This window comes from Flavobacteriales bacterium (genome assembly GCA_025210295.1).
In the GTDB taxonomy this organism is placed as follows: domain Bacteria; phylum Bacteroidota; class Bacteroidia; order Flavobacteriales_D; family Parvicellaceae; genus S010-51.
The window spans coordinates 215,997-242,595 of sequence record JAOASC010000028.1; the positions used below are offsets into that span (position 1 = coordinate 215,997).

The window sequence follows — 26,599 nt, forward strand, 5'->3', positions numbered from 1 at the left end:
TATAAGTCAAAAAATCTCTTGTTCTAATTTTGAGCTTTTAATACGTGGTTCAAAGTAATATTTAACACCAAAATTTGTACCAAAGTTATTAACGTCTTTTTGCAAGAAATATTCTTCTTTTGTAATGGAATTTCTATTTTGTTGGAAATTAAATTCTCCAAATAAATCGATAGATGGAGCTATTTTTACATTTCCAGCTAAAGAGGCTAATAGAGAAACATAAGAAGTTTTAAGCATTGAGTTTTTTCGAGAGAGCAATGCTGTTTCAATGCCTTTGTTATAGTAAATGTCGATGTTTTCATTGTTTGTATATCTTCTTAAATAGGTTCCATTGGCTCTAAATAAATGGTTGTACGCACATCCGACTTGAAGTAAAATGGAAAAATTAGAAGCCTTAAATTCATATCCAGTTTTCAAAGGTATTGTTAGATAGTGATAGGTGCTGTAAGTCTCGTCTTCAATTCGTTTAATAAGTTCTTCATCTTGAGCAGTATAGAATACATAGTGAGCAGAATCTATACCGTTGACTTGAACACCACTAATTTCTGAAATACCTAAAACATCAAGTAGATATTCGTTGTGATTAGATTCATAGATGTATTTAGGTTTATAGTCTCTAATTTTATTGTAAGTAATCCCGGTAGAGGTAACAATATTGTTCCAATCATAATTGATACGAGCACCAGCTTCAATACCACTACTCACAAAACCTGTTTCTCTGTAAAAATCCCACCAGTTTTTATGGTACTTCTGCTCTAATATATTGTTGACATTGGTATGGTTATACGGTGAAATAAAAGCATCTGCTGAAAATTGACTTCTTTTAGATTTAGCATAATCATCATTCATCGTTTGTTGATGTGTGTAATTAACCAGTTGTTTTTGGGCTTCAAAAGCTAATAGTTGAGGCTGTTTTTTATCAAAACGTTGAGGCTCATTATTCGTTTGATTGGCTAACAATGGGCTGGTGATAGATTCTTTTAAGGAGTTTTTAGGAATGCTATTATTGGTTGGGGCTGTTGTTCGAACCTCACTTTTGTTTTGCTTGTTTTTTACGCTAGTTACCTGATTTTTTGAACGGTACTCTGGTGTATTGTTATGACGGACTCTTGTACTCTCTTTTTGTTGGGGAGTATGGACAAGATTTTTTAGTTGTTGTTGTTGTTGTTGTTGTGGGAATTCAGATTCCTGAAGCGCTCTTTCTTGGTTTAATGGCGTAGTCACTGATTTAGAAGAGTTGTGCTCTTTTTGAACTATTTCTTGGTTTGTTGAATGCATTGATTCACCAGATAAATCCCATAAAGGAAAGGTTGAGGCGCCTATTAAAATGAGAACCACCAAAATTTTTTGTTTGTGAAAAAACCACAGGTTTTTAAAGAGCATCTTTTTACCTAAGGTCTTCCCTAAATTTTCTGAGGGAGTCACAGAAAAACCTTCAAGTTGGTCTTTTATTATATTGTCAAATTCATTATTTTTCATTGTATCCTAAGACTTTTTTTAAGAATTTTCTAGCTTTTGATAATTGTGATTTGGAGGTGTTAACAGATATGGATAAAATATCGGCAATTTCTTGATGAGAATAACCTTCTAAAACATATAAGTTGAATACAGTCCTGTAGCCAGATGGCAATTGGTTTAAGGCGTGCATTATTTTGTTTTGAGTTCCAGCAATGTCTTGAACTTCATTTTCTATTGTTTCATAACCAATACGAGTCGTTTCAATATCTTCTGTATAATTATGTTTCTTGTTTTTTTTGTTAAGACTCAAAGTGGTGTTGACCACAATTGTTTTGATCCAATTGGTTAGCGAACCATCTCGTCTTCCCTCAAATTTTACAATGTTTTTGTAAATTTTAATAAACGCTTCTTGTAATGCATCTTCAGCTTCTGTTTTATTGTTAGAATAACGCATAGCAATCCCCAACATTGCTCCACTATACCTGTTGAACAATTCATTTTGTGCAGAACGTTTACCTTGTTTGCAACCTGTTATTACATCATCTTCGGTTAACACCTTTGGGGGTGCAAGATAGTTAACTAAATTAATGTTATCAATAGCTAGGGTTTTGTTCATAGGTATTTTTTGACAAATTGTATTTGATTTGATCTTACTGTAATAACTATTGGAAAATGAAATGGTTGCTTAATTGATGGAAGACTTGTTTTTTATAAAAAAAAGATTAAATTTACGTGAGCATTGTCTAAAATTAGCAATCCCGTTGTTTTTTTATTAAAAGTATAATGGGTTGATTTTTAGCTTGTTCAATAACTAAAACTACTACAGATGATCAAAAAAATAATTGCTATCTCTTTAGCTGTGGCTTTGGGCGCGTACAGTTGTAATAAAGAGAAAAAACTTGCGAAATTAGAGGGGAATAATAAAGAGTATAAAGAAGCTAATTTTGTGTTAGATGAAAATATTTCTTTAACGATACCTAATACTATTTTTTCTGCAGGAGGTTTTGCTAACTGTTGGACACTCCTTGGGTTAGAGATAGATCATGAAGCTTTTATTCCTACTGAAAATCCTAATCCTTATGCTCACTTAACAAGAAACTTAAGACCATTAGCTGTGGAAATGGAGTTATCTCAGGTTGAACTAGAAGAATGCGGGTTTGCATTTTTAAAAGATGTAGAGGTATATCTATGCTTAGAAGGTGTTACCGATTTTAATGCTTTTACTTTTAGAGATGCAACTAATCCACAGGCTGACTATAATGCTGTAAAAATAGGAGAACACTATAATATCGCTGATAATGTAGGTTCTAAAATAACATTGAATGTAGATACCAATGCAGTGTTGGATAAATTTATTCATGCAGGTAATTTTCAAACTTACACGAAAATGGTAATCGATAAAGGATTTACCGATGACTATGCTATTATTCGAACAAAAATGAAAATAGCAGCTCAATTAGATAATTACGAATAAGCGATTTTTAACAATTATTAGACATTATCATAACAATTTTGCCGTTACAGGAATGTAACTTTGCAAAAAATAGTGTTATGTCTACTAAAGGATTAAAGTATTATTCAAAATCGGAAGAAATTTCTAACGTATTAACACATGGAATAGGTTTTCTGTTGAGTATTCCTGCTCTAATTTTTTTAATAAATTTAGCTCTTGAAAAGGGGGGGATGAGTCATTTGATAGGCTATATTGTGTTTGGAGCAAGTATGCTTATCCTCTATTTAGCATCAACTGTTTATCATGCTGTTCAAAAACCTAATTTGAGAAAAAAACTAAACATTCTTGATCATGCAGCAATTTATGTGCTTATTGCAGGAACGTATACTCCTTTTACTTTAGTTGGATTAGAAGGGGGATGGAAATGGTCTATATTTGGAACAGTGTGGGGAATAGCATTAGTTGGCGTGATCTTTAAACTGTTTTTTACTGGAAAGTTTAACCTGCTTTCAACAATATTGTACGTATCTATGGGCTGGCTGATAGTTATCGCCTATCAACCTCTATCAGAGGGGATTTCTTCAGATAGTTTGTATTGGTTGTTTGCTGGAGGGATAGCTTATACGATAGGAGCTGTGCTTTATATGATTCGAAAAATGCCTTTTAATCACGCAATATTTCATTTATTTGTATTGATAGGAACAGGATGCCACTTCTTATCTGTATCGCATTTAGTAGATCAAGTTGTATAATTTAATTAAACACTCGTTTTAGCAAATCGTATTTTTAACTTTTTTTCAATGTTGTACATCGATTGTAGTTCTTTCTCTGTGATAAAAGCTAGTGAAATTCCTTTTTTACCTGCTCGAGCTGTACGTCCACTTCGGTGGGTATAATATTCCGTTTGAACAGGTAATTGTTGGTGTAAAACATAACCTAAATCTTTAACATCTATTCCTCGGGCAGATACATCTGTCGAAACTAAGATTTGTATAGATTCATTTTTAAATGCACGCATCACTTTTTCTCGTTCTTTCTGAGTCAAATCACCTTGTAATGCATCTGCCGAAATATTTTTAGCGATTAGCTGTTTAGCTAAAGTATCAGCATTGGACTTGGTATTACAAAAAACAATACCGCGGTTATCATTTTGTGATTTGATAAACTGAACCATACTGTTTAGCTTTTGAGAAGCTGTACATTTTACAAATTGATGGGCTATATTTTCATTGACTAAACCGTAGCTTTTTACAACGACTTGTTTGGGGTTGTTGGTCATGTAGTTTTTTACAATTCTTTGAACATCTTTACCCATTGTTGCTGAGAATAACCATGTTTTCTTGTTGTTTGGGGTTCTCGATAAGATCGCATCTAACTGTGATTTAAAGCCCATACTTAACATTTCATCAGCTTCATCCAAGACTACCGTCTTTATATCATCTAATCGGATAACTTTTTGATTAATTAAGTCAACCAATCGACCTGGTGTTGCGATAATGATATGTGTAGGACGTCCTAATCTCTTTTTTTGAATGTCAATTTTCTCACCACCATAAACAGCCTCTAAAAAGATACGATCAGTATATTTTGTAAATTTAAAAAGTTGCTTTTTTATTTGCTGTACAAGCTCTCTTGTAGGGGCTAATATTAAAGCTTGCACTTTTTTTTCTTCAACTTTAATTTGGTTGAGAAGTGGCAAACCAAAGGCAGCCGTTTTACCAGTTCCGGTTTGAGCAAGTCCAATAAAGTCCTCTCTAACTTTCATTAAAAAGGGAATCGCTGATTGTTGAATTTCGGTAGGTTTAACGATATCTATTTCTTCTAAGGCCTTTATATAATCATTGTGGACTCCCAATTCTTTGAAATTGCTCATGGTTTTTGAATTTGTGTGCAAAAATAGAAAGAAATCGCTGAATATGAATGCTTATCTATGGATATATTAATGATCAACTATAAAAAGTTAGAGTTTTAACAAAACCATATCAAGGAGGCTCAATTATATTCTTATTTTTGCAGGCATTGCTATAGCAATAGAAATAGAAAAAATCGATGAAGAAGATATATTTAATTTTATTATCAGGGTTTTTAATCCAAAGTTGTGGTAGTAACAATACCGTTGAAAATCCAACCAATATAAAGAAAGATAAAGAATCAATGAAGCTAAAAGAATCCAAGGAGTTAATTCGAGATGAGCATACACAGTCTAATTATAAAGCAGTTTGTACAAAACACATTGACTTACAATTAGCTGTCGATTTTGAAACTAAAACGCTTTCAGGTATTGCTAAGCACACCATAGAGAATAAAGCTGGTGTAGATCAAGTAGTATTTGATACTAAATATTTAGCGATAGAAAAAGTAATGTTGAATGATACTGTTGAAGCTGTTTTTTCGTTAGGGGCATTTGATGAGTTATTGGGAACACCATTAGCAGTAAATATTAATGATGAAACAGAAACAGTTGCTATATATTATTCTACGACAGCTCAAACAGAGGCTTTAGATTGGTTGGTAGCAGAACAAACAGCCAATAAAACGAGTCCGTTTATGTATACTCAGGGACAGTCTATTTTTACTAGAAGTTGGATCCCGTTGCAAGATTCTCCTGAGTTAAGAATTACTTATTCAGCAGATATCAAAGTTCCTGAAGGTATGCTAGCTGTAATGAGTGCCAATAATCCTGTAGAAAAGAATGTAGATAATTCTTATCATTTTGAAATGAAACAGTCTATTCCGTGTTATTTGTTGGCATTGGCTGTGGGAGAACTTGAGTTCAAAGCTTTAGATGCTAGAACAGGAGTTTATGCTGAACCATCAATGTTAAATAGTTGCGCTGAGGAATTGGTTGATATGGGAAGAATGGTTGATGAGGCAGAAGAACTGTATGGACCCTATCAATGGGAGCGTTTTGATGTGATTGTTTTGCCTCCAAGTTTTCCTTTTGGTGGAATGGAAAACCCTAGATTGACTTTTGCAACGCCTACTATTATAGCTGGAGATAAGAGTTTAGTGTCGTTAATAGCACATGAGTTAGCACATTCTTGGAGTGGTAATTTGGTTACGAATGCTACTTGGAATGATTTCTGGTTGAATGAAGGTTTTACGGTTTATTTCGAACGCCGTATTATGGAAGCGATAGAAGGGAAAGATTATGCAGATATGTTAGCTTTATTAGGTTATCAAGATTTAGAGCGTTCATTAGGAGAATTAAGACCTGAATTTCAGAAATTAAGGTTAAACTTAACAGGCTTTCATCCAGATGACGCAATGACAGATATTGCTTATGAAAAAGGTTATTTCTTCCTAAGGTTACTAGAAGACCAGGTTGGTAGAGAAACATTCGATCAATTCTTAAAAACATATTTCGACGAACATAAATTTCAAACAATTACTACAGATCAATTTTTAACGTATTTAGACAAAGAATTGCTAAAGCCTAATCAAGTAGCGTTAAATATTGAGGAGTGGGTTGATAAACCAGGTTTGCCTCAAAATTGCCCAAAAGTAGTGGCTGTTCGTTTTCAAAATGTAGAGCAACAATTAGCGAATTATAAAGAACATTTTGATGTTTCAATACTGAAAACAGAGGATTGGTCTACTCATGAATGGTTGCATTTTTTAAGACATTTGGATAGTACACTTACCATTGCTCAGTTCGAGGAGTTAGATAGAGCCTTTGATTTAACCAATTCTGGAAACTCTGAAATTGCTGCTATTTGGTTTGAAAAAAGTATCTACGCCAATTATAGAGGAATAGATAATGCTCTAAAGACTTTTCTTGGGAGAGTGGGAAGAAGAAAGTTTTTAAAACCTTTATATGAGGCTTTAGCAAGCACACCAGAAGGGTTGGAAAGAGGAAGAGCTATCTTTGCGGTTTCTAAACCTAATTATCATTATGTTTCCATCAATACGATTGAGCAAATATTACAACTAAAATAATAGAATCTGATTAAAGTAAAAATGCAGGGATAATCCCTGCATTTTTATTGATTATTAACTAAAAGAATAGTTTTACTTATTCTTTGGTGGTTCTGTAAGGAATGTTTTGATCGGTTAATGACTCCATAAAAGCGACAATGTCACTTTGTTCTTCTTCTGTTAAATTTAAGGGTTCTAGCATTAGTGTATCCATATTAATAGGATGTTTAACAATTAGATAAGGGTTATTATAATAGGCTACTACTTCTTCTAATGTTTTAAACATTCCATTATGCATATACGGAGCGGTTAACGTAATGTTTCTAAGACCTGGAACTTTAAATTTACCAAGATCACTAGAATCATTTGTTACATCATATCTACCTTTATCTGTAAGTGTTTGGGCATCATATAATCCAATGTTTCTAAATTCATCTCCTGTGAAGTCAGGTCCAAAGTGACAATCAAAGCATTTCGCCTTAGTTAAAAATAAAGTACGACCTCTAATTTGAGCTGGAGACATAGCTGTTGTATCCTCTTCATTCATCCATAAATCATGCGGTGCAGAGCCATCACTTTCTAAACTTCTTTGAAATTCAGCTAATGCAGTTAGAATACTTGATGAGTCAGGAGAGTGGTTAAAAACTTTCTTAAAGTAATATTGGTAGTGTTCACTATTTTGAACGCGTTCTACTGCTTCGGTATAACTTAAATTCATTTCTACTGGATTTTCAATTGGGCCTACTGCTTGTTCCTCTAAACTATTAGCTCTACCATCATGAAATAGAAAGGGGCGAGAAAGTGTGTTCATTACTGTCGGTGTATTTCTTGTCCCTAAAGCACCCGAAACACCTTTAGAAAGTGCAGAGCTATCAGCAAATGCAAATTCAGGATTATGGCAACTAGCACAAGAAATAGATTGATCCTTGGAAAGAATTGGATCGAAGAATAGTTTTGCACCTAAGGTAATTTCAGAATCAATAGTTTGGTCATATTGTGTTACGTTTTCCTCAAAAGAAGAACTGTTTTGAGGTTGTTCAATACAAGAAAATAAGACCAATGGTATTCCTAAAAATAAATAAAACTTCATCTTACAAAAATGAAGTTTTATTTTGAGTTTAAGTATGATTTTTTTCAGTAATTCAACTAATTCTATAGTAAATCGTTGGCTAAATTAGCTAATTCTGAACGCTCTCCTTTTTCTAATTTTATATGAGAAAATAAGTGGTGGCCTTTTAAACGGTCAATTAAATAGGTGAGTCCATTACTCTGTTCATCCATATATGGAGTATCAATTTGGTTAATGTCACCTGTGAACACAATTTTAGAGCCTTCACCGGCACGTGTTATGATTGTTTTAATTTCGATAGGTGTAAGGTTTTGGGCTTCATCAACAATAATGATACTGTTTGCAAGTGTACGTCCTCTAATAAAGGCTAGAGCAATAATGGAAAGTTGTCCGTTTTTTTCCATTTCTTCTAAGGCAACTTTCTTACGTTCGTTTTCACTGAATTGACTTTTGATAAATTTTAAATTATCCCATAAAGGTTGCATGTAGGGCGATATTTTATCTTCAGCATTTCCAGGCAAAAAACCGATGTCTCTATTACTTAATGGAATAATGGGGCGTGTTAAAATAATCTGTTCATATTTTTTATGTTGTTCCAGTGCAGCAGCAAGTGCTAACAACGTTTTTCCAGTTCCAGCAACCCCTTGTAATGCAATGAGTTTGATGTCTTGATTTAGCAGAGCATTTAGGGCAAATGTTTGTTCCGCATTTCTAGGCTTGATATTATAAGCGTATTGCTTTTCAATATGTTCTACACACTCTGTGAGGTCGTTGTAACGAACAAGTATTGTTTTTTGATTTTCACTTAAAATATAATATCCATTTGGAGTTTTGGCATCTCCCAAAATTCCATTTTCATCTATAAAATTCTTTTTATATAATGTTGGTATAATAGTGGTGTCTTCTAATTGAATAAGGGGAAAGCCTTCAGAAACTGTTTTGACATTTTTTACCTTTCCTGTTTCGTAATCTTCAGCTTTTAACCCTAGAGCTTTAGCTTTTAATCTGAGGTTGATATCTTTAGTTACTAAAATTACTTGCGTACTTTTGATATTGCCTTTTAGAGCTAATGCTGCATTGATAATTTTATGGTCGTTTTTTCCTTGTCCATATACTTCTTCGGCATTAACACCTTTAAACTCTTCAGGCATAACAATCTTAATGTTACCTTTGTTGGTACCTAAAGAAATCCATTGCGTTAATCCGTGTTCACCAGAGAGTTTGTCTAAAAAACGAATCACTTCTCTAGCTTCAAAGTTTTTGGTTTCATTTCCGATTTTAAAGTTATCTAATTCTTCAAGAACAGTAATGGGAATCGCTACATCATTATCTTCAAAATTATTTACAGCTGTACTATCAAAAAGAAGGACTGAAGTGTCAAGTACAAATATTTTTTTGGAAGGCTTTTTTTTGGGCATAAGCAGGTTTATTAGTTTTTGAAATTTACTTGTTTTTAGTAAAAAAGTTGCAAGAATGAGTCCAAAGTTATTAACGTTTAAATGTTTTCTATACTCGATTTCTTTATAGGTGGATTTTTTAAGTTTTATATTGTATTTTCGCAGCAATAATAAATTATTAGAGATGAAAGTAAGTTTTTTGATGTTAGCGATTTTGTTAACGAGTGTTGTATTTGGACAAACGATAGAGCGTGGCCCTTATTTACAGAAAGTAAGCGCGACAAAAATCAATATAAAATGGAGAACAGACTCGCCATTGAATAGCAAGGTTTGGTATGGAACTTCATTAGGGAATTTAACACAATCAACGACTGATAATAATGTAGGAACAAATCATGAAGTAATATTAACAGGACTTCAACCATCTACTACCTATTACTATGCAATAGGTAGTACGTTAGGACAATTGAGTGCTCAACCTAATTATCATTTTAAAACAAGCCCTAATATTGGAACTGTAGAACCAATTAGAACATGGGTGATTGGTGATTTTGGGAAAGGAAATCAAAGTCAGTTGGACGTTATGAATGCTTATCTAAATTACACTGGTGCTAGAGGAACTGATGTTTGGTTGTGGATGGGTGATAATGCTTATCAGGATGGGAATGATTCCGAATATCAAACGAAAGTATTTAATCAATATGATTCAATATTTCCGTTTATGCCCTTTTTCCCTACACCAGGAAATCACGATTATAATAGTATGAGTGGGTATAATTTGTTAACCCCTACATTACATACTTTGCACTCAGGAGCGTATTATGATATTATTTCCGTTCCAGAAAATGGAGAAATAGGTGGACACCCTTCTGGAACAGAAGCGTTTTATTCTTTTGACTATGGAAACGTTCATTACATTAGTTTAAATTCTGAGATTCAAAATACCAATTCAAGAAACTCAGCTATGGAGAGTTGGCTGACTCAAGATTTAGCTCAAAATACACAAGATTGGACTATTGTATATTTTCATCAAGCTCCTTATTCAAGAGGGTCACATGATTCTGATGATATATGGGAGATTTTTATGAGGGGAATGCGTAAGAATATTTTACCTATTCTTGATGCCGGAGGAGCTGATTTAGTCTTAAGTGGACATAGTCATAATTATGAACGTTCATATTTAATGAAAGGGCACTATGACTATAGCTCAGCTATTCAGCCGTCTATGTTTTTAGATGGAAGCACAGGAAATCCAGATAATGGGGAGCCGTATAAAAAATATTATGGCTCAGATTGTTCTGAAGATTATGAGGGAATAGTTTATGCTGTAGTTGGAAATTCAGGATCTAAAACTGGTCCTGGGGATGACGAGGGACTTAATCATCCAGCAATGTATATTAGTGATGCAGAAAATGCTGTAGGATCATTAGTGTTGGATATTTTAGCAGACACACTAACAGGTACTTACATGCGTTCTGATGGACAGGTAATTGACAAGTTTCAAATTCAAAGAGTAGGAAGTTGTGACACAACTACTGTAGATACCACTTCTAATAATATTCAAGAGCATACTAACAATGTAGTGGTTAAGGTGTTTAGTGATTATAAGTCAGGAGATTTTAAAATCCGTTTTGATTTAACAGAAAATTCTCCGGTAAGTATTAATGTACATGATATGAATGGCCGACTGATTTACACAAAAGATTTTGGACATTTAACGAATGGAACACATTACCATACTATTCAAACAGAGTTGAATAACATTCCTGCAGGGATGTATAATTTTAGTATTATTACGAATAAATCAATGGTTAGTAAGCGAATATTCAAATTGAAAATATAGTATATAGGTATTCTATAAACAAAAAAAGCTCGAAGAATTTCTTCGAGCTTTTTTATTAATGTAATGATTTAATTCATATAAAAGTAGTTTAAATTTAACCTAAATAAGCTTTTAACATTTTACTTCTAGAAGTATGTTTTAGTCTTCTAATAGCTTTTTCTTTAATTTGTCTAACACGTTCTCTTGTTAGCTCAAAACGTTCTCCTATTTCCTCTAAGGTCATCGGTAATTTTTGACCTAAACCAAAGTACAAACGAACAACATCTGCTTCTCTTGGTGTAAGTGTGCTTAATGAACGTTCAATTTCTTTTCTTAATGATTCATGCATTAACTCTTTGTCTGGTCCTGCTGAATTTTCAGAGGGCATAACTTCATACATGTTGCTACTTCCATCATCATCTCCCAGAGGAGCGTCCATTGATAGGTGTCTTCCAGAGTTAGACATCGACTGCTTAACTTCGGCAACAGTGACATCCAATTCAAAAGCGATTTCCTCTGCTGTAGGAGGACGACCATAAAGTTGTTCTAAATCAGAAAAAGCTCTATTAATCTTGTTAATCGATCCAATTTTATTTAAAGGTAGACGTACAATTCTTGATTGTTCAGCTAATGCTTGTAAAATAGATTGACGAATCCACCATACAGCATAAGAAATAAATTTAAAACCTCTAGTTTCATCAAATCTTTTTGCTGCTTTAATTAGGCCTAAGTTACCTTCATTAATTAAATCGGGAAGTGTTAACCCTTGATTTTGATACTGTTTAGAAACTGATACAACAAAACGTAAATTCGCTTTGACCATTCTATCTAGGGCTTCTTCATCTCCAGCTCTAATTCGTTGAGCTAATTCAACTTCTTCTTGAGCTGTAATTAAGTCAACTCGGCCAATTTCTTGTAGGTATTTGTCTAAGGATGCGGTTTCTCTGTTGGTTACCTGTTTGGTGATTTTTAGTTGTCTCATTCTTATGGTAAAATTTTGTGGTGTGCATTGTTTTACGTAAGAATCTGATTTATAGTTACAAAAAAAAATAAATATTAAAATAAATCTGTTTATAAAATGGCTATAAACGAATGAGAATCTACTTCTTGAGTGTTAAAATTAATTCCATCTCATTAGTTGAGAGGACTCAAAAGTCCATTCTGGAGTGTTGATTGTTGAAGGATTTGGATCTAATGGGTACCAAGGAGAATTAGTAGAAAGACTTTTTAATAATTGAAAGTTTTGGGCAGGCATATAACTTTGAGCTAATAGGTACATTTTTGTTCCATTAGGGCTTTCAACAAGATCAACAACCATTACTGCATGACCTGGAAATCCACCTTGGATTAAAAGGTCTCCAACTTGCATGTCCTGATAAGGAACAGGGGTAAGTTCTTTACTTAATGAATGGGTTCCAGCGTAATTAAATACTTGAATTAAATAGCTTTTGAAACTTTTGTAAGAAGTGTTACATTTCTCTTTTTTTACCCAAGAAACACTTTTTCCTTTAGGAATGGGGTAGTAGCCATTTCTCCATTTTTGATAGGGGACATAAGCTCCATTGGTGTAATTAAAGTGGATTTTATCGTATTGTTGTGTATGGTACAAATATTCAGCTCTAATTCGCATAGTTGCATCTGCGCATTGCTGTAAATCTCTCGTTCCTATATCTAAATCAAAAACAGCAAAATGAGCATCTTGATTCCATTTTTCTTCACCATTATATAACATTACATTTGGATTTCCTTGTTTTAAAGGTAGTCTTCGTATCCAATGTGTAAAAGAATTTTGAGGTGAGCTTACACGTTGAAATCCTTCTGGAGGTTGGATCCTATTGATCAATGTATTGTTTAAATCAAAGTCTTCTAACCAAGAAAGTGAATATTTGAGGGTGTCGTTGGTTAATATTTTTACAGGATGACTTTGATCAATAATATGACTTGAATGGTTAAGAGTACTTTCTTTAGATGGAGTTTCAGTATTACAGTTAGCAAAAAAAAGGATTGTTAAGAACGAAAAGAATAGTTTCATTGTAATCGGTTTTATGTTGTTGTAATACAAATTAATTAAAAGGGTACACCTATTCTTTTGGTGTGATCAAATAATATTGATTAACAGTAATTAATTGGTTCGTTTCTTCCTTTCTTATGGATAGTTTTTGCTGGTTGTCAGATAACTGACCATCATAAATGATAAAGTAATTGTTGTTTACATTTTCAACTGTTGTAAATCGAATATGCCCTTTTTTATAACTGTAAGTGGTCTTTGGAAATTGATTACAGGTACTGTCTAAAGCACATAAAGTCAGCTTTACAAGTGCTCTTTTAGGAGACATTTTTTTCGCTAAACTATAGTATACATTACCATCTTTGGTAAAGAAAAAATAAGCAGGTAACTTCGTTTTTTTCAGTGAATTGTGATATAGGCCTTCTATTTTTTCTGTTTTTCTGACTTTAATACTATGCTGGGCAGAAAGTAGGTTTGAAGTACTTACTAACAGTAATATTAAAGCTAACTTTTGTAGATTCATATATGTTGCTTAACAAAAAATAATCCAATCTCTAAATTTTCAAAATTAACTTTTTTAGTTCATCTAACGAAAGGTTCTTAATTTCATTGGTTTGAAAAGCTGAATTATTGCTAATAGCATCCTTAAAACTCGCTTTATTCACCAAGAACAATTGTTGACCTTCTTTTATTCCAATAATACTGATGTTCGATTGAGGATTATAAGAAAAGTAATTACTCTTGTTGAGGTAATAAGTAAAGGAAGCGTTACGTTTGCTTTCGATAACATAAATTTTTTCAAAAGAAATGGTATCATTACTGGTATTCAAAAAAAGTGGTTGTTCAACAGCTTTTAATGCGATACTATTTTCAGGTGGACTCGGCATTTTTGGTCGATTGATAATTGGTCGATCGAAATTAAAAACACCAAAACTAGCAATTGGAGCAGCCAAAGCAACAGCAACTGTAGAAATGACTTCTTTCGCTTTGTTTTTCAGCTGATCTCGTTCGTCAAATCGCTTCTTTTTTTCTTCATAATCTTCTTTTAATCGTTGTGCCTTTTCTTCTTTTTGATCAAGAATAGCAACATATTTGGCATACTTATTACCATATATATGTTGTGCTTTTTCCCAATCTTTTCCTGTATATACAGGTTGAGCAACTACCAGTTCAACATCGGTTTTATTTTTTAAAACTAATTCATACGTCATTGCTTTATGGTGTGGCCTTAATTGTATATCATCCCATTCTGTATTGTAGATGTACTGTATGTTTTTACTTGATTTTATTGGGGCAAATTGAACTGATCCAAAGCTTGCTAATTCTGGAAATTCGTATTTGTCAATATCTAATGTAAAGCTCTCCTCTTTATTGATTAATTTCTTGGGAGCTACAGGTTCTGTTGTTAGATGTTTGTGAAGTTCCTTTTGAGCTCTTTCCCATTTTTGATTGGCAATATTTTGTTCTTTGTATGCTAATTTCCAACTAGTTTCATCAAAGGAATGTGTTTTGTCTTGTTCAAATGTTGTTGTTTGTTTGAGTGTATTACTCATTAAAAAATTCCATTTTTTAGAAATCGTATCTAAGTGATAAAAATTAAAATCTGGAGAGCTTATAGAAGCGTTAAATGCGATAGCTAATGGAGTTGTTTTATTAATAGCAATTGGGAGGTTGTTTAAGGTATTACCTTTTAGTTGAAGCATGCCTCCAGACTCAAAAGTATAAGTCATTCCCGCACTATCATATTCCATTGGTATACCGCTAATAAGAAAATCAACGGGGTCATTGTACACACTAAGTTCTAATGCTACAGTATCTCTTACAGTTGTGCCATCAGAGTAAACAAATGCATTTTTAGGAATAGTTAGCGTTGCTCCATTGTAGTGGATTTGTTGCGCTTTTTGGGGAAGTATTAAAAATGTTTTAAATGGTATTTGGAGGTTCTTTAAAGGTTTATTTATGCATGATGTTTCTTCTTTAAATGGAACAGGCGTTTTGTTAATGTGGGTAGAGTCTTTCTTTTTTATAGCTATTGTAGATGAGTCACTTGATTTTAAAGTTGTTTTTGGGGCGAATACAAATGTTAAAACTGCTATAGATACTAACGAAACAGAGATAAAGAACCAGTTTTGTTGGTAAAACGGTTTCATAGCTTTTTGCAGACGCATGATTTCATTAAAATCTTTCTTTTGATTGATTTTTGAAGGCTCTAGTTGGGGTCTATCGTAATTAATTTTCATACTGCAAACTTTGTTTTTAATTTACCTAGTATTCGATGTGCTTTTACCTTGGCATTATTTTCTTTAATGTTTAAAATTTCAGCTATTTCTTTGAAGCTTCGGTTTTCAAAATACCTTAATTCAATAATTGAAATTTCCTCTTTTTTTAAAGATAAAATGGCCTTTTTTAGTTTGGTTTTTTCTTCTTCTGAGAAAACTTCTTCATGAGCTTCATCAATTAAGAAAGGTTTAAAAGCTAAAGAATCAATGTTAATTGTTTGTTCCGCTTTTTGATCTTTAAATGATTGGTAAACGACACTCATTGCAATTCGATATAACCAACTACCAAATGGAACACCTTTGTATTCATACTTTTTGATGTTGGTCAGTGCTTTTAAAAAAACTTGACTAGTTAAGTCATCAGCAATTTCTTCAGTCGCAACTCTCTGGTAGCAATACCTGTAAATTTGTTCATAATATTTGTGGTATAAACTTTCAAAGTATTTAGGGTTTTTCTGAGCAGCTTTAATGATAGCTAACTCAGTGGTTAATTGTTGTTTTGTATGATGATATTTTTTAGAAATATTCACGAAATACTTATAGTTTGATTATATAACTCCAAATAAGTTTTTGGTTACAAAAATGATAAATTTATTAGTAAGGATTTGATTTTTATACTACTAAAGAGTTAAATTAGTTGCTCTTTATGAAGATCTTATCTTATTTCACTTTTGTATTGTTTCTATTTTTTAGTTGTGCTAAGCAGACAGCTAATCAGTTGATTACAGACAGTAATAATAACTGTAGTTTTGAAAACCAAGGTTGTCAATATTCTTATACTGAGATGAATGGGGTTAGTTTTGAAAATGTGAGTTATGCAATTGATACTACTCATGTTAAACCAATCAAAAACATCAACGCTACCTGGATTGCAACAATGCCGTTTGCTTTTATTCAAAATGGAGATGATTCGGTACAGTATAATAGTAATTTTCAATGGTATGGTGAAACACGAGAGGGAGTTATTGATATTATCAATTTGTGCCATCAAGAAGGATTGAAAGTCATGTTAAAGCCACATATCTGGGCTATGGGGACTTGGGTAGGTGCGATCAACTATCAAACTGAAGCTGAGTGGCAAACATTTGAAAATTCTTATATGAATTATATTTTAGATTTTGCTTTTGTAGCCGACTCCATGGAGGTTGAGGCTTTTTGTATTGGAGTTGAAATGAAACAAGTCGTAGTTAATCGCCCCTTATTTTGGAATGCTTTAATAGATTCAGTTCGTTTAGTTTATTCTGGTCCTATTACTTATGCGGCCAATTGGGATAATTATCAAAATGTTACTTTTTGGGATCAATTAGACTTTATTGGTATTGATGCTTATTTTCCAGTAGCTACACAACAGACCCCATCAGTTGAGGATTGTTATAATGGTTGGGAAAACGATTACGATATGATTAAGGACTTGTGTGAATCGATCAATAAGAAAGTTGTTTTTACAGAATTTGGATACCGAAATATTGATTATACAGGACAAGAACCTTGGACAGAAAGCAGTAATACAACTTTCAATAATCAAGCGCAAGAAAACGCTTATAAAGCATTGTTTTGTCGTTTTTGGGGAGAAGCATGGTTCAATGGTGGATTCTTATGGAAGTGGCATCCCAACCATAGTAATGCAGGGGGAAATAATAACAATCGTTTTACTCCACAGAATAAGCCTGTTGAAGTGTTAATCTCAAAAGTTTTTGAACAAACCAATTAGGAGAAGTCTTTTTGCTGTAGCGCTAAACGAATGCTTTTCATTTGTAAATTTCATTATGGAATTTAAAAAAGTAACTGAGCAATCCTCAAATTATCAAGACTTAGACAAAATGTCTACAATTGAATTAATAGAAAACATCAATAAAGAAGACCAAACAGTCGCATTTGCAGTTGAAAAAGAAAAGCTAAAAATTGAAAAATTGGTTAATGCGATTGTAAAGAAAATGAGAGGTGGTGGAAGATTGTTCTATATGGGAGCAGGGACAAGTGGAAGGTTAGGAGTTGTTGATGCTTCAGAATGCCCTCCAACTTTTGGTGTGGACCATGGTCTTGTTGTTGGATTAATTGCTGGAGGCGATAAAGCCATTCGAAAAGCAGTTGAGTTTGCTGAAGATAGTGTCAATCAAGGATGGGAGGATCTAAAAGCATACAATATTTCAACGAATGATGTTGTTATTGGAATTGCTGCTTCAGGGACTACTCCTTATGTTATTGGAGCTATGGAAGCCTGTAAATCAAATAATATTCTTACGGGAAGCATAACTTGCAACCCTAATAGTCCTATTGATTTATTAGCTGATTTTCCTGTTTGTCCAGAAGTTGGACCAGAGTTCGTTACAGGGAGCACAAGAATGAAATCTGGAACTGCTCAAAAAATGGTCTTAAACATGATCTCTACTACTGTAATGATAAAATTAGGGAAGGTGAAAGGGAATAAAATGGTAGATATGCAACTAAGTAATGATAAACTCGTAGATAGAGGTACAAAGATGGTTGCACAAGGAGCAGATGTAGATTATAAGACGGCAAAAACATTATTAATAAAATATGGAAGTGTAAGAAAGGCGATTGATTTTTATAAAAAATCGCTAGGATAAGCTAAAAAAGACTACATTTGATTGGTGTAATTCCTTAAAAATCAAATGTTTGAAAATGAAGCATATTATTTTAATTTTACTTGTTTTGCCAAATTTTATTTGGTCTCAAGGGTCGGAAATTAGATTAGATTCTATTTTTGAGAAAAGCATCGAATCTTGGAATATTCCAGGGATGTCTGTTGGTATTGTAAAGAACGATTCTGTTGTATTGTTAAAAGGGTATGGAGTTACAGATGTAACGAATCCGAGAAAAGTTGATGGCAATACAGTGTTTGCTATAGCTTCGAACACCAAAACGTTTACAGCTACTGCATTGAGCTTATTGGTAGCTGAAGGTAGAATAGATTGGGATGATAAGGTGGAAGATTATTTACCTTATTTTCAATTGTATGATCCTTATGTGACGCATGCTATGACCATTCGTGATTTGTTATGCCATAGAAGTGGCTTAGAGACTTTTAGTGGTGATTTAATTTGGTATGGCTCTAGTTATACGAGGAAAGAAGTGATAAAACGAGCTAAATATCTAAAGCCAAGATACGATTTTAGGACTCAATTTGGATATTCTAATATTATGTATATCGCAGCTGGTGAAACGTTTAAGGCAGTTAGCGATACCTCTTGGGAAGATTTTATTCATGAGCGATTTTTAAAACCTTTAGGTATGACCCGTACTTATTTTTCTATAGAAGACCTAAAAGAGTTGGGAAATGTGGCAATGCCACATAATGAAATAGGAGGGAAGAATTTTAATATTGGTTATTTGAATTGGGATAATATAGGTGCAGCTGGTTGTATGAATTCTTCTGCTAGAGATATGTGTAATTGGCTCCAACTTCAATTGAATAATGGAGAATATATAGGAAAACGTATCATTAATGAAACAGAATTGTTAGAAACAAGAGTTCCACATATTAATAAGAGAATAGGAAAGGGAAGTCAAGCAATATGGCCTTCAAAGCACTTTGATGCTTATGGTTTAGGGGTAGAAATGATGGATTATAAAGGGTACCAAATTTTTATGCATGGAGGCGGTGCTGATGGAATGATCTCTAGAACTGTTTTTGTGCCTGAGTTAGATTTTGGATTTGTAATCTTAACTAACAATTCTAATTCTTTACCCTATGCTTTAATGTATACAATATTAGACGAGTATATAGGAGTGGATAAAAAACATGATTGGGCAGATATGTTTTTGGAGTTTAAGACCAGTAGGGAAGATAGAACCAAAAGGTTGGATTATGCCAATGAGCAGAAAAGAGTCCCTAATACAACAACAACTTTACCATTGGAAAAATATACAGGGATGTACCATTCAGAAGTTTATGGAGATGTTGAAGTTAAAATTAGTCATGATAAGTTGGTTGTTCAGTTTACAAAGACTTCTATATTTAAAGGGTATTTGACACATTGGCACTATAACACCTTTCAGATAGAAATGAAAAAAGTCCCGTCATTAAGAAAGGGAAAATGTAGTTTTATTATTGATGAAATGGGAGAAGTAGAGGAGATGAGAATTGATATTCCCAACCCTGATTTTAATTTTAGAGAATTAAAACTTAAGAAAGTTAAGCGTAAATAATGGGGCAACTTATTGGATTTAGTACGTTAGTGCTATATGAAAAGGTTATTGATTTTATTTTTTGTTCTTTTACTAGGCAGTCAAACTGGAATTACTCAAAGTCTTAATAAATTTTCACTACAATTTTTAGGGAGTACCTATAGTCCATGGACATTAGGGTATGAGAGAAGTATATTGAGAAGTAAACCGAATATTATAGCTGGTATTGGTGTTGGGGTGTGGAAATCGAAACATAAAACGTATGTCAGTGGAACGTATCCATGGGAATATAAAAGTTCTCCTGTATTTTTTCATCATTCCATTTATTGCAAATATGTAGTGCCATTAAGTAACAATTTTAAGCCGCATGTTTCCATAGGGAGTGTATATTCGAAGTTGGTTAATAAAAATAAGGTAGGAGATGAATGGAAGCATATACATAGACTTCAGGAATATTCTCCAATAGTGCCATCTATTTTTGTAAATGTAGGAATGACTTATTATTGGAATAAAAGATTGGGGATAAATTTAGATTTTTATAGCTATAAGGAGTATCAGAATATAGATATAGCAATGGGAGATGTCATATTATTTGCTGGAGGAGGAATAGTCTACAGCTTTTAAAAGAATAAAATAGCGAGAACTTTTAAGAAAGTTGATTCAATAAAAAAAGCTGTTACCAAACGGTAACAGCTTTTTGATGTAATATTCAATTACTTAATTATCTTTTAGCACGTGGCTCACAAGAAACACTTACTTTCTTTCTTCCTTTTCTTCTTCTTGCGTTAATCACTTTTCTTCCGTTTTTAGTCGCCATTCTTGATCTAAATCCGTGCTTGTTTTTTCTCTTTCTGTTCGATGGTTGAAACGTTCTTTTGCTCATTTTAAAATCTATTTTACCTTTCGGTTATGCTTGTTGTTCTAATGTTCTTATAAATTCGGTCTGCAAATATATAAGATTAATTTTTATTTACAAAATAAAGTTAGCTACTTGTTTAATTTTGTTGCATTCATAGTGTTCATTAATAAGGAAGATATCGTCATTGGTCCAACTCCACCTGGAACAGGGGTAATATAGGATGCTTTCTTTTCAACTTCATCAAACTTAACATCACCAACTAGTCGATACCCATTCTTTTTATTTTCGTCTGGAATTCTTGTAATTCCTACATCAATAATTACCACATCATCTTTAACCATATCAGCAGTTAAGAACTCTGGTTTTCCAAGAGCAATGATAATAATGTCAGCTTGAAGGCATAATTCTTTTAAGTTTTTGGTTCTACTATGTGTTAATGTTACTGTTGCATTACCAGGATAATAATTACGTCCCATTAAAATACTCATAGGTGAACCAACAATATGACTACGACCAATTACCACACAATGTTTTCCTACTGTATCAACCTTATAACGCTTTATAATTTCGAGAATACCATTGGGAGTGGCAGGTAAGAATGTTTTTAGACCTAATGCCATTCTTCCAACATTTTGTGGGTGAAATCCATCTACATCTTTTTTGGGATTAATCGACTGAATTATTTTTTGCTCGTTAATGTGTTTGGGTAATGGAAGTTGTACGATAAAACCATCAACATTGATGTCATCATTTAGTTTATGAATTTCTGAAATTAACTCTTTTTCAGTTGTGATTTCTGGTAGTTTAACAAGTGTTGAATTAAAACCAATTCGTTCGCATGCTTTAACTTTGGCATTGACATAAGTAACACTCGCTCCATCATCGCCAACTAAAATAGCCGCTAAATGAGGTGTTTTTTTACCTTTTTCTTTTCTTTTTATTACTTCTTCTTTTAGTTCATCTTGAATGTCTAAAGAAACTTTTTTACCATCTAATATAGTTGCCATTTTAATACGTATTGAAATCTCTTGCAAAGGTAGGAAAAACAGATAGATAAATAAGGGGGAATCCCTTTGAAAAATAAGCTGTTTTTGTTATAATTTGATTAAGAAATAATATTGTGGCAAATTATTTGTTATGTTTACATCAATAAAAAAAGATAAGGATTATGAAAAAGATATGGTTTGGTATTTCAGTGTTGTCATTAGGAGTTGTTTTAAATTCTTGTGATACATTAACAGATGTAGCTCAAACAGTCGCAGAAGGGGTTACTACAGAGGGAGGAACAGCTGCTGTCCCAGCTTTAACTAATGCAGAAGTAATTTCAGGATTAAAAGAAGCATTATCAGTTGGAATTAAAAATGGAGCAGATAAGGCATCTATGGTAGATGGTTTTATGAATAATGCTAAAATAAAATTACCTTTTCCAGAGGAAGCGATTGTTGTAAAAGATAAAGCACTCGAATTAGGTTTAAATGGACAGGTTGATAAATTTGAACTAACATTAAATAGAGCAGCAGAGGAAGCTTCTAAAACCGCTGCACCTATTTTTGTAGATGCCATTAAAAATATGTCTATTGCAGATGGATTTGCTATTTTAAATGGTGGTGATGGCGCTGCGACACAATATTTAAGAGATAATACAACTTCAAAGCTGGTAACGGCATTTAGTCCGAAAGTGGCAGAAGCAACCGATAAAGTACAATTAACTAAATATTGGTCTCCATTGACTAATGCCTATAATAAAACAACTATTCTTACAGGAAAGCCAAAGGTAAATACAGATTTGAATCAATACGTTACTGATCGAGCAATTACTGGACTGTTTACATTGGTAGAAGAAGAAGAAGGGAAAATAAGAAAAGATCCTATCGCTAGGGTTTCAGATATTCTAAAGAAAGTATTTGGCTCTTTAGATGGAAAGTAAGCGCTGAATTAATAATTATATGTAAAGCACCAACTAATCAATGATTGTTGGTGCTTTTTTATTCTATAATTTTACCATCTTTCATGGTTAATTTTCTATCTGCCATTTCAGCTAACTCTTCATTATGTGTTACAATTACAAAGGTTTGATTAAACTCATTCCTTAAATCGAAGAATAACTGATGTAGTTCTCTAGCATTTTTAGAATCTAAGTTTCCACTAGGTTCATCAGCTAAAATAAGTTGAGGGTCGTTGATTAATGCTCTTGCAACACTTACTCGTTGTTGCTCTCCACCAGAAAGTTGACTAGGTTTATGGTCAGCTCGTTGTTCTAGTCCTAGGCGTTTAAGAAGTGCTAGGGCCTTTTCTTGAGTTTCTTTTTTATTTTTTTTAGCTAAAAAAGCAGGTATACAGACGTTTTCAAGTGCTGTAAATTCAGGTAGTAAATGATGAAATTGAAAAATAAAGCCAATATTTTGATTTCTAAAATTCGCTAGCTCTTTTTTATTCAATTGAGATAACTCTTGCTGTTCAAAAATAATTTGACCACTGTCGGGAATATCTAAAGTTCCCAATATTTGCAGAAAAGTAGTTTTTCCAGCACCAGAAGAACCAACAATAGAAACAATTTCCCCTTTTTGGATCTCAATGTCAACGCCTTTTAATACTTCTAATGCTCCAAAAAACTTTTTTATGTTTTGTGTTTTTATCATTTGTAGTACGAAGTTAAAGTTTTGCTCTAAAATTAGAATGAAAAACCTAAAGAATTTAAGCTTGACTTTAATTGTTCTTTTAGATTGGAATCGACTTGGTAGGGTAAATGTTTAAATTGGGAGTCATGGATTAACTCTTGCAATTGCTCCTGAGAACAATAACCAATGTTGTAATTTTGGAAATAATATTTTGCAAGATACTCCTGTTCTGTTTGTCCATTTGTAGGGACAAAAAATACTGGCTTTTGTAAAATGGATAGATCCATAATAGAAGAGTAACCAGGCCTACATATTATTTTTTCGGATAAACTCACTAATTCAAGAAATAGCGTAGAGGGTAGATGAGGAAAATAATCTATATTATGCAATTTTATTTGTGCTTTTTTTAATGGTGTTCCCCCTATTATAGCACATTTTTCATCGATTTTGTTAAAATAGCTGATAACCTCTTGTTCAAAGAGAGACCTTTGAGGTTCAGGGCCAGAAATAATAGCGAGGTATTTATACTCGCTTTTTAAGGAAACAATAGGAGCAGAAAACCTAGAAAGTGCTCCAATGTATTGATATTTTTTGTGTTTACTGTTGACTTGACTTAATTTACCAGCTAGAGAAAACTGTCGATTAGAAGAGTCAGGAATCCAGCATTGGTCGTATTTGCTAATGTATTGCTGATGTAATTGGTAGAGTAGACGATCAATTCCTAGTGGAGCTTGAATATTAATTTGATGGGTAATATATATTGAGGGAACTTTTGAAGCGTATAAGCCAAAACGATTATCAGAAATAATTAAATCAAATTGGTATTTGTTTATCAATTTTTTGAGTTGTCTATTTTCTGAATGAATGTTTCTAATTATTTTGGGGATTTGCACTCCCATTTTAAGAGCCATTTTACCGGAAGTGGGGTAAGATATGTTGTAGCCTTTAAAATCAATATATTCAACTTGTTGAACTTCATTCATTAAAAGCTGTTTTTGCTCTTTGTTAACTCCAAGCCAAATTAATCCTCCCAAATTTTGAAGCGCTTTTATAAGAGGTATACATCTTGTCGTGTGTCCAAGCCCCCAGTCTAAGGGGGAAATGAATATTTTAATTTTCGATTTTGACATTTGATTTTAATCCACAAAAAAGCCAAAATATAATGATAAATATTTTGGCTTTCTAAATCTATAATTGATGACTCTAGATTTCTTCTTTTAAAGAGTAATAGATAACCAATTGAGTCGTACCATTATTATCAGTAACTTCTAATTGTCCATCTTCTTCTCCGTTTCTAGCTTTACCAATGGCATTAAAAGTACCGCTAGCAATAAAATCATCAGCAGTACCAATATCAGAATCATATAATTCCCATTCGTATGTTTTGTTTAATAATTTGATTGCTTCTGGAGCAGTCCATACAGCAGGTACGTTATGGTCTTGGTCTTCTTTAGTAGAACTTTCAAATAGCCAATCTGCTGCCCCTTGCTCCTTTATTCTTAAAATTAAGTCTGCATTGGTAAAGGTTAGAAAATCCCAATCACTCCCTCCATCTTCTTCAGGATGATAACTGATTTCATAACGTTCTGTATAGGCATACACACAGGATTGATCATCATAATCAATTGTAGCATCATAAAATGGCGAGTCAACGTCATAACAACCACCATTTTTGGTTGCTCTATTTAAATGAGGTTCCTCAACCTTTCTACAAGCTAGTAGAGAAATCAATACCAAGAATAATGTTAAAACTTTGAATGTCATAAAGTGTTTTATTGTAAATTAAAATAGATTTTTAGCTGGCTACCACCACTAACAGTTGTAATTGTATTATTGTCTAAGTCTGCTAAGGTGATAGGGTTAAAAGTTCCACTGCTAATAAAATCATCTGCAGTTCCATTATCATCATCATATAACTCCCATTCATAGGTTTTGTTTAATAGCTTTAATGGAGATGGAGCAGTCCATTCAGCAGGAACATTGTGAGCTTGGTCTTCTATTGTAGAACTTTCAAAACTCCAGTTACTAGTTCCTTGTTCCTTAATTCTTAAAATTAAGTCGGCATCAGTATAGACTGTTGGATCCCAGTTACTGCTTCCATCCATTTCTGGGTGGTAAGTGATTTCGTATTTGGTAACCCTTGCATAAGTACATGATCCATCACTTTCTTCAGCATCGGCATTATATAAAGGAGAATCGATATCTGTACAGCCTTTAACTTTAGGTACTACTGTTGGTTCAGGTTCTTCACTTTTTTTACATGCTCCAGCAAATAAAACGGCACCACTTAGCGCAGTGATTGACAGTAGGTTGATAATTGTTGATTTATTCATAAACAGTATTTATTGAATGAAGTAATAAATTTTTAATTGAGTCTCTAGCCCATTAGCGTCAGTATAGGTTGTGATAACTTCATTATCACTATTGGCTAAATCTTTAGGGTTAAAAGTGCCACTGGCCATCAATTCATCTCCGGTTAATGTTTCGTCATCAACCAATTCCCATTCATAATTTTTATTCTTTAAGACTTCGGCATTCGTTGCTGACCATTGAGCTGGATCGTTGTGATTATGGTTGTTTTTTACAGCTCCTTCAAATAACCAATCGTTTGCTCCTTGTTCTTTAATTCTAAAGATTAAATCAGCTTTGGTATTGATTAAGTTATCCCAATCGTTACCATCTTCATTAAATTCAGCATGATAAGTGATTTCATACATGGTTGTTTTCATGTATGTACATAGTGAGTTATTAGAAGTTGTAGCGTCAACATTAAAATTAGCAGCGTTATAATCGGTGCATCCAATAATTTCTGTTGTCGTATTTCCACTGTTACCATTCCCATCAGTGTCGTCTTCCTTTTTACAAGAACTGGCTAAAGAAACTGCTCCAACAAGAAGAGAAGCAGAGATGAAATTTATTACTGCATTTTTCATTATTGTAAGGTATAGGTGATTTTTAATTGACTTCCTCCAGCTGTAGTAACAATACTTCCATTACTTGCTAATGTAATAGGGTTAAATGTCCCAGAAGAAATTAAGTCATCAGAACTGGTGGCATCATAATCGTACAATTCCCACTCATAGGTTTTATTCAATAGTTTGGTTGCAGAAGGTGCAGCCCAAGTAGCTGGAGCTGTAGGATCTTGATTAGTGATTTCATCTCCTTCAAATAAATAATTACTTGAACCTTGTTCTTTAATTTTTAAAATTAAATCAGCTCGAGTTGAATTACCAAAACCATAATCCCAATCACTTCCTCCATCATCTGCTAAATGGTAGGTAATTTCATATCCAGAAGTGTAAGCATATTGACAGCTACCATCGTCAGTGTTTGCAGAAGCATTGTATAAAGGAGAGTCGATATCAGTACACCCATTAACGGTATTGTTGTTTCCTCCATTGTTGTTTCCAGACCCGTTCCCATTGTTGTTGGTATTAGCGTTTCCTGTACTAATTGTTTCTGCTGGAGGATCTTCTTTTCTACAAGATTCAGCAGTGACTATTGTTAAGGCTAATAGGCCTAAAGTTCCTAATTGAATGAATTTATTTTTCATAATTGTGTAGTGTTGT

At 33.2% G+C, this 26,599-nt stretch carries 27 protein-coding genes; 9 read left to right on the top strand and 18 right to left on the bottom strand.

Features of this window, described 5'->3' with window-relative positions; genetic code table 11:
* Positions 1-6 precede the first annotated feature (6 nt).
* Both N4A35_09205 and N4A35_09210 read right to left on the bottom strand, forming a co-directional pair.
* Positions 7-1,479 carry a hypothetical protein gene (locus tag N4A35_09205; GenBank protein MCT4581581.1) on the bottom strand — a complete coding sequence of 491 codons (1,473 nt, stop codon included), beginning with the start codon at positions 1,477-1,479 and terminating at the stop codon, positions 7-9.
* On the bottom strand, positions 1,469-2,074 hold the full coding sequence (locus N4A35_09210) for a sigma-70 family RNA polymerase sigma factor (protein ID MCT4581582.1): 606 nt from the start codon (positions 2,072-2,074) through the stop codon (positions 1,469-1,471). The genes N4A35_09205 and N4A35_09210 overlap by 11 nt, the downstream gene beginning before the upstream one ends.
* 210 nt (positions 2,075-2,284) lie before the next feature.
* On the opposite strand from N4A35_09210, the gene N4A35_09215 reads away from it, so the two are divergent.
* Entirely contained in the window at positions 2,285-2,932 is a 648-nt protein-coding gene (locus N4A35_09215) for a hypothetical protein (protein MCT4581583.1), read from the top strand.
* Positions 2,933-3,009: 77 nt separating this feature from the next.
* Positions 3,010-3,663, top strand: coding sequence for a hemolysin III family protein (locus N4A35_09220; protein ID MCT4581584.1), 654 nt, complete (start codon positions 3,010-3,012; stop codon positions 3,661-3,663).
* A gap of 5 nt (positions 3,664-3,668) precedes the next feature.
* Here N4A35_09220 and N4A35_09225 read toward each other — a convergent pair whose 3' ends face one another.
* Complete coding sequence (locus N4A35_09225) at positions 3,669-4,784, bottom strand: DEAD/DEAH box helicase (GenBank protein MCT4581585.1); 1,116 nt, start codon at positions 4,782-4,784, stop codon at positions 3,669-3,671.
* A 176-nt stretch (positions 4,785-4,960) separates the two neighbouring features.
* On the opposite strand from N4A35_09225, the gene N4A35_09230 reads away from it, so the two are divergent.
* On the top strand, positions 4,961-6,850 hold the full coding sequence (locus N4A35_09230; protein MCT4581586.1) for a M1 family metallopeptidase: 1,890 nt from the start codon (positions 4,961-4,963) through the stop codon (positions 6,848-6,850).
* A gap of 76 nt (positions 6,851-6,926) precedes the next feature.
* Here N4A35_09230 and N4A35_09235 read toward each other — a convergent pair whose 3' ends face one another.
* Both N4A35_09235 and N4A35_09240 read right to left on the bottom strand, forming a co-directional pair.
* Positions 6,927-7,919 (bottom strand): c-type cytochrome, encoded by a 993-nt coding sequence (locus N4A35_09235; GenBank protein MCT4581587.1) that lies wholly within the window; start codon positions 7,917-7,919, stop codon positions 6,927-6,929.
* A gap of 62 nt (positions 7,920-7,981) precedes the next feature.
* Positions 7,982-9,316, bottom strand: a complete 1,335-nt coding sequence (locus tag N4A35_09240) for a PhoH family protein (protein ID MCT4581588.1) — start codon at positions 9,314-9,316, stop codon at positions 7,982-7,984.
* Positions 9,317-9,479: 163 nt separating this feature from the next.
* Here N4A35_09240 and N4A35_09245 point away from each other — a divergent pair, with 163 nt between their 5' ends.
* Positions 9,480-11,138: a metallophosphoesterase gene (locus N4A35_09245; protein ID MCT4581589.1), complete on the top strand. Its 1,659-nt coding sequence runs from the start codon at positions 9,480-9,482 to the stop codon at positions 11,136-11,138.
* Between the two features lie 94 nt (positions 11,139-11,232).
* Here N4A35_09245 and N4A35_09250 read toward each other — a convergent pair whose 3' ends face one another.
* From N4A35_09250 to N4A35_09270, 5 genes are all read right to left on the bottom strand, one after another.
* Entirely contained in the window at positions 11,233-12,099 is an 867-nt protein-coding gene (locus N4A35_09250) for a sigma-70 family RNA polymerase sigma factor (GenBank protein ID MCT4581590.1), read from the bottom strand.
* A gap of 138 nt (positions 12,100-12,237) precedes the next feature.
* Positions 12,238-13,149: a DUF4846 domain-containing protein gene (locus tag N4A35_09255; GenBank protein ID MCT4581591.1), complete on the bottom strand. Its 912-nt coding sequence runs from the start codon at positions 13,147-13,149 to the stop codon at positions 12,238-12,240.
* 49 nt (positions 13,150-13,198) lie between these two features.
* A complete protein-coding gene (locus N4A35_09260) occupies positions 13,199-13,648 on the bottom strand; it encodes a hypothetical protein (protein MCT4581592.1) in 450 nt (149 codons plus the stop codon).
* A gap of 31 nt (positions 13,649-13,679) precedes the next feature.
* The gene (locus N4A35_09265) at positions 13,680-15,365 is read right to left on the bottom strand and encodes a hypothetical protein (protein MCT4581593.1); all 1,686 of its coding nucleotides are present in this window, start codon (positions 15,363-15,365) and stop codon (positions 13,680-13,682) included.
* The gene (locus tag N4A35_09270) at positions 15,362-15,934 is read right to left on the bottom strand and encodes a sigma-70 family RNA polymerase sigma factor (protein ID MCT4581594.1); all 573 of its coding nucleotides are present in this window, start codon (positions 15,932-15,934) and stop codon (positions 15,362-15,364) included. The genes N4A35_09265 and N4A35_09270 overlap by 4 nt, the downstream gene beginning before the upstream one ends.
* 116 nt (positions 15,935-16,050) lie before the next feature.
* On the opposite strand from N4A35_09270, the gene N4A35_09275 reads away from it, so the two are divergent.
* The 4 genes from N4A35_09275 to N4A35_09290 are packed head-to-tail and all read left to right on the top strand — an operon-like array spanning position 16,051 to position 20,177.
* A complete protein-coding gene (locus N4A35_09275; protein ID MCT4581595.1) occupies positions 16,051-17,115 on the top strand; it encodes a glycoside hydrolase in 1,065 nt (354 codons plus the stop codon).
* Between the two features lie 55 nt (positions 17,116-17,170).
* Positions 17,171-17,992, top strand: a complete 822-nt coding sequence (murQ, locus tag N4A35_09280; GenBank protein ID MCT4581596.1) for an N-acetylmuramic acid 6-phosphate etherase — start codon at positions 17,171-17,173, stop codon at positions 17,990-17,992.
* 55 nt (positions 17,993-18,047) lie between these two features.
* On the top strand, positions 18,048-19,574 hold the full coding sequence (locus N4A35_09285) for a serine hydrolase (protein MCT4581597.1): 1,527 nt from the start codon (positions 18,048-18,050) through the stop codon (positions 19,572-19,574).
* A gap of 36 nt (positions 19,575-19,610) precedes the next feature.
* On the top strand, positions 19,611-20,177 hold the full coding sequence (locus tag N4A35_09290) for a hypothetical protein (protein ID MCT4581598.1): 567 nt from the start codon (positions 19,611-19,613) through the stop codon (positions 20,175-20,177).
* Positions 20,178-20,274: 97 nt separating this feature from the next.
* On the opposite strand, the gene rpmH is transcribed toward N4A35_09290, so the two are convergent.
* Complete coding sequence (gene rpmH, locus N4A35_09295; GenBank protein MCT4581599.1) at positions 20,275-20,436, bottom strand: 50S ribosomal protein L34; 162 nt, start codon at positions 20,434-20,436, stop codon at positions 20,275-20,277.
* A 104-nt stretch (positions 20,437-20,540) separates the two neighbouring features.
* Positions 20,541-21,419, bottom strand: coding sequence for a bifunctional methylenetetrahydrofolate dehydrogenase/methenyltetrahydrofolate cyclohydrolase FolD (gene folD, locus N4A35_09300; protein ID MCT4581600.1), 879 nt, complete (start codon positions 21,417-21,419; stop codon positions 20,541-20,543).
* A gap of 161 nt (positions 21,420-21,580) precedes the next feature.
* Here folD and N4A35_09305 point away from each other — a divergent pair, with 161 nt between their 5' ends.
* On the top strand, positions 21,581-22,339 hold the full coding sequence (locus tag N4A35_09305; protein MCT4581601.1) for a DUF4197 domain-containing protein: 759 nt from the start codon (positions 21,581-21,583) through the stop codon (positions 22,337-22,339).
* Positions 22,340-22,397: 58 nt separating this feature from the next.
* On the opposite strand, the gene N4A35_09310 is transcribed toward N4A35_09305, so the two are convergent.
* The 6 genes from N4A35_09310 to N4A35_09335 form a co-directional block, all read right to left on the bottom strand.
* The gene (locus tag N4A35_09310; protein ID MCT4581602.1) at positions 22,398-23,051 is read right to left on the bottom strand and encodes an ABC transporter ATP-binding protein; all 654 of its coding nucleotides are present in this window, start codon (positions 23,049-23,051) and stop codon (positions 22,398-22,400) included.
* A gap of 32 nt (positions 23,052-23,083) precedes the next feature.
* A complete protein-coding gene (locus N4A35_09315) occupies positions 23,084-24,160 on the bottom strand; it encodes a hypothetical protein (protein ID MCT4581603.1) in 1,077 nt (358 codons plus the stop codon).
* A gap of 73 nt (positions 24,161-24,233) precedes the next feature.
* Positions 24,234-24,794: a hypothetical protein gene (locus N4A35_09320; GenBank protein MCT4581604.1), complete on the bottom strand. Its 561-nt coding sequence runs from the start codon at positions 24,792-24,794 to the stop codon at positions 24,234-24,236.
* 8 nt (positions 24,795-24,802) lie between these two features.
* Entirely contained in the window at positions 24,803-25,363 is a 561-nt protein-coding gene (locus N4A35_09325; protein ID MCT4581605.1) for a hypothetical protein, read from the bottom strand.
* 9 nt (positions 25,364-25,372) lie between these two features.
* Positions 25,373-25,963: a hypothetical protein gene (locus N4A35_09330; protein MCT4581606.1), complete on the bottom strand. Its 591-nt coding sequence runs from the start codon at positions 25,961-25,963 to the stop codon at positions 25,373-25,375.
* A complete protein-coding gene (locus N4A35_09335) occupies positions 25,963-26,583 on the bottom strand; it encodes a hypothetical protein (protein MCT4581607.1) in 621 nt (206 codons plus the stop codon). Before N4A35_09335 ends, N4A35_09330 begins: the two co-directional genes overlap by 1 nt.
* Positions 26,584-26,599: the final 16 nt, after the last annotated feature.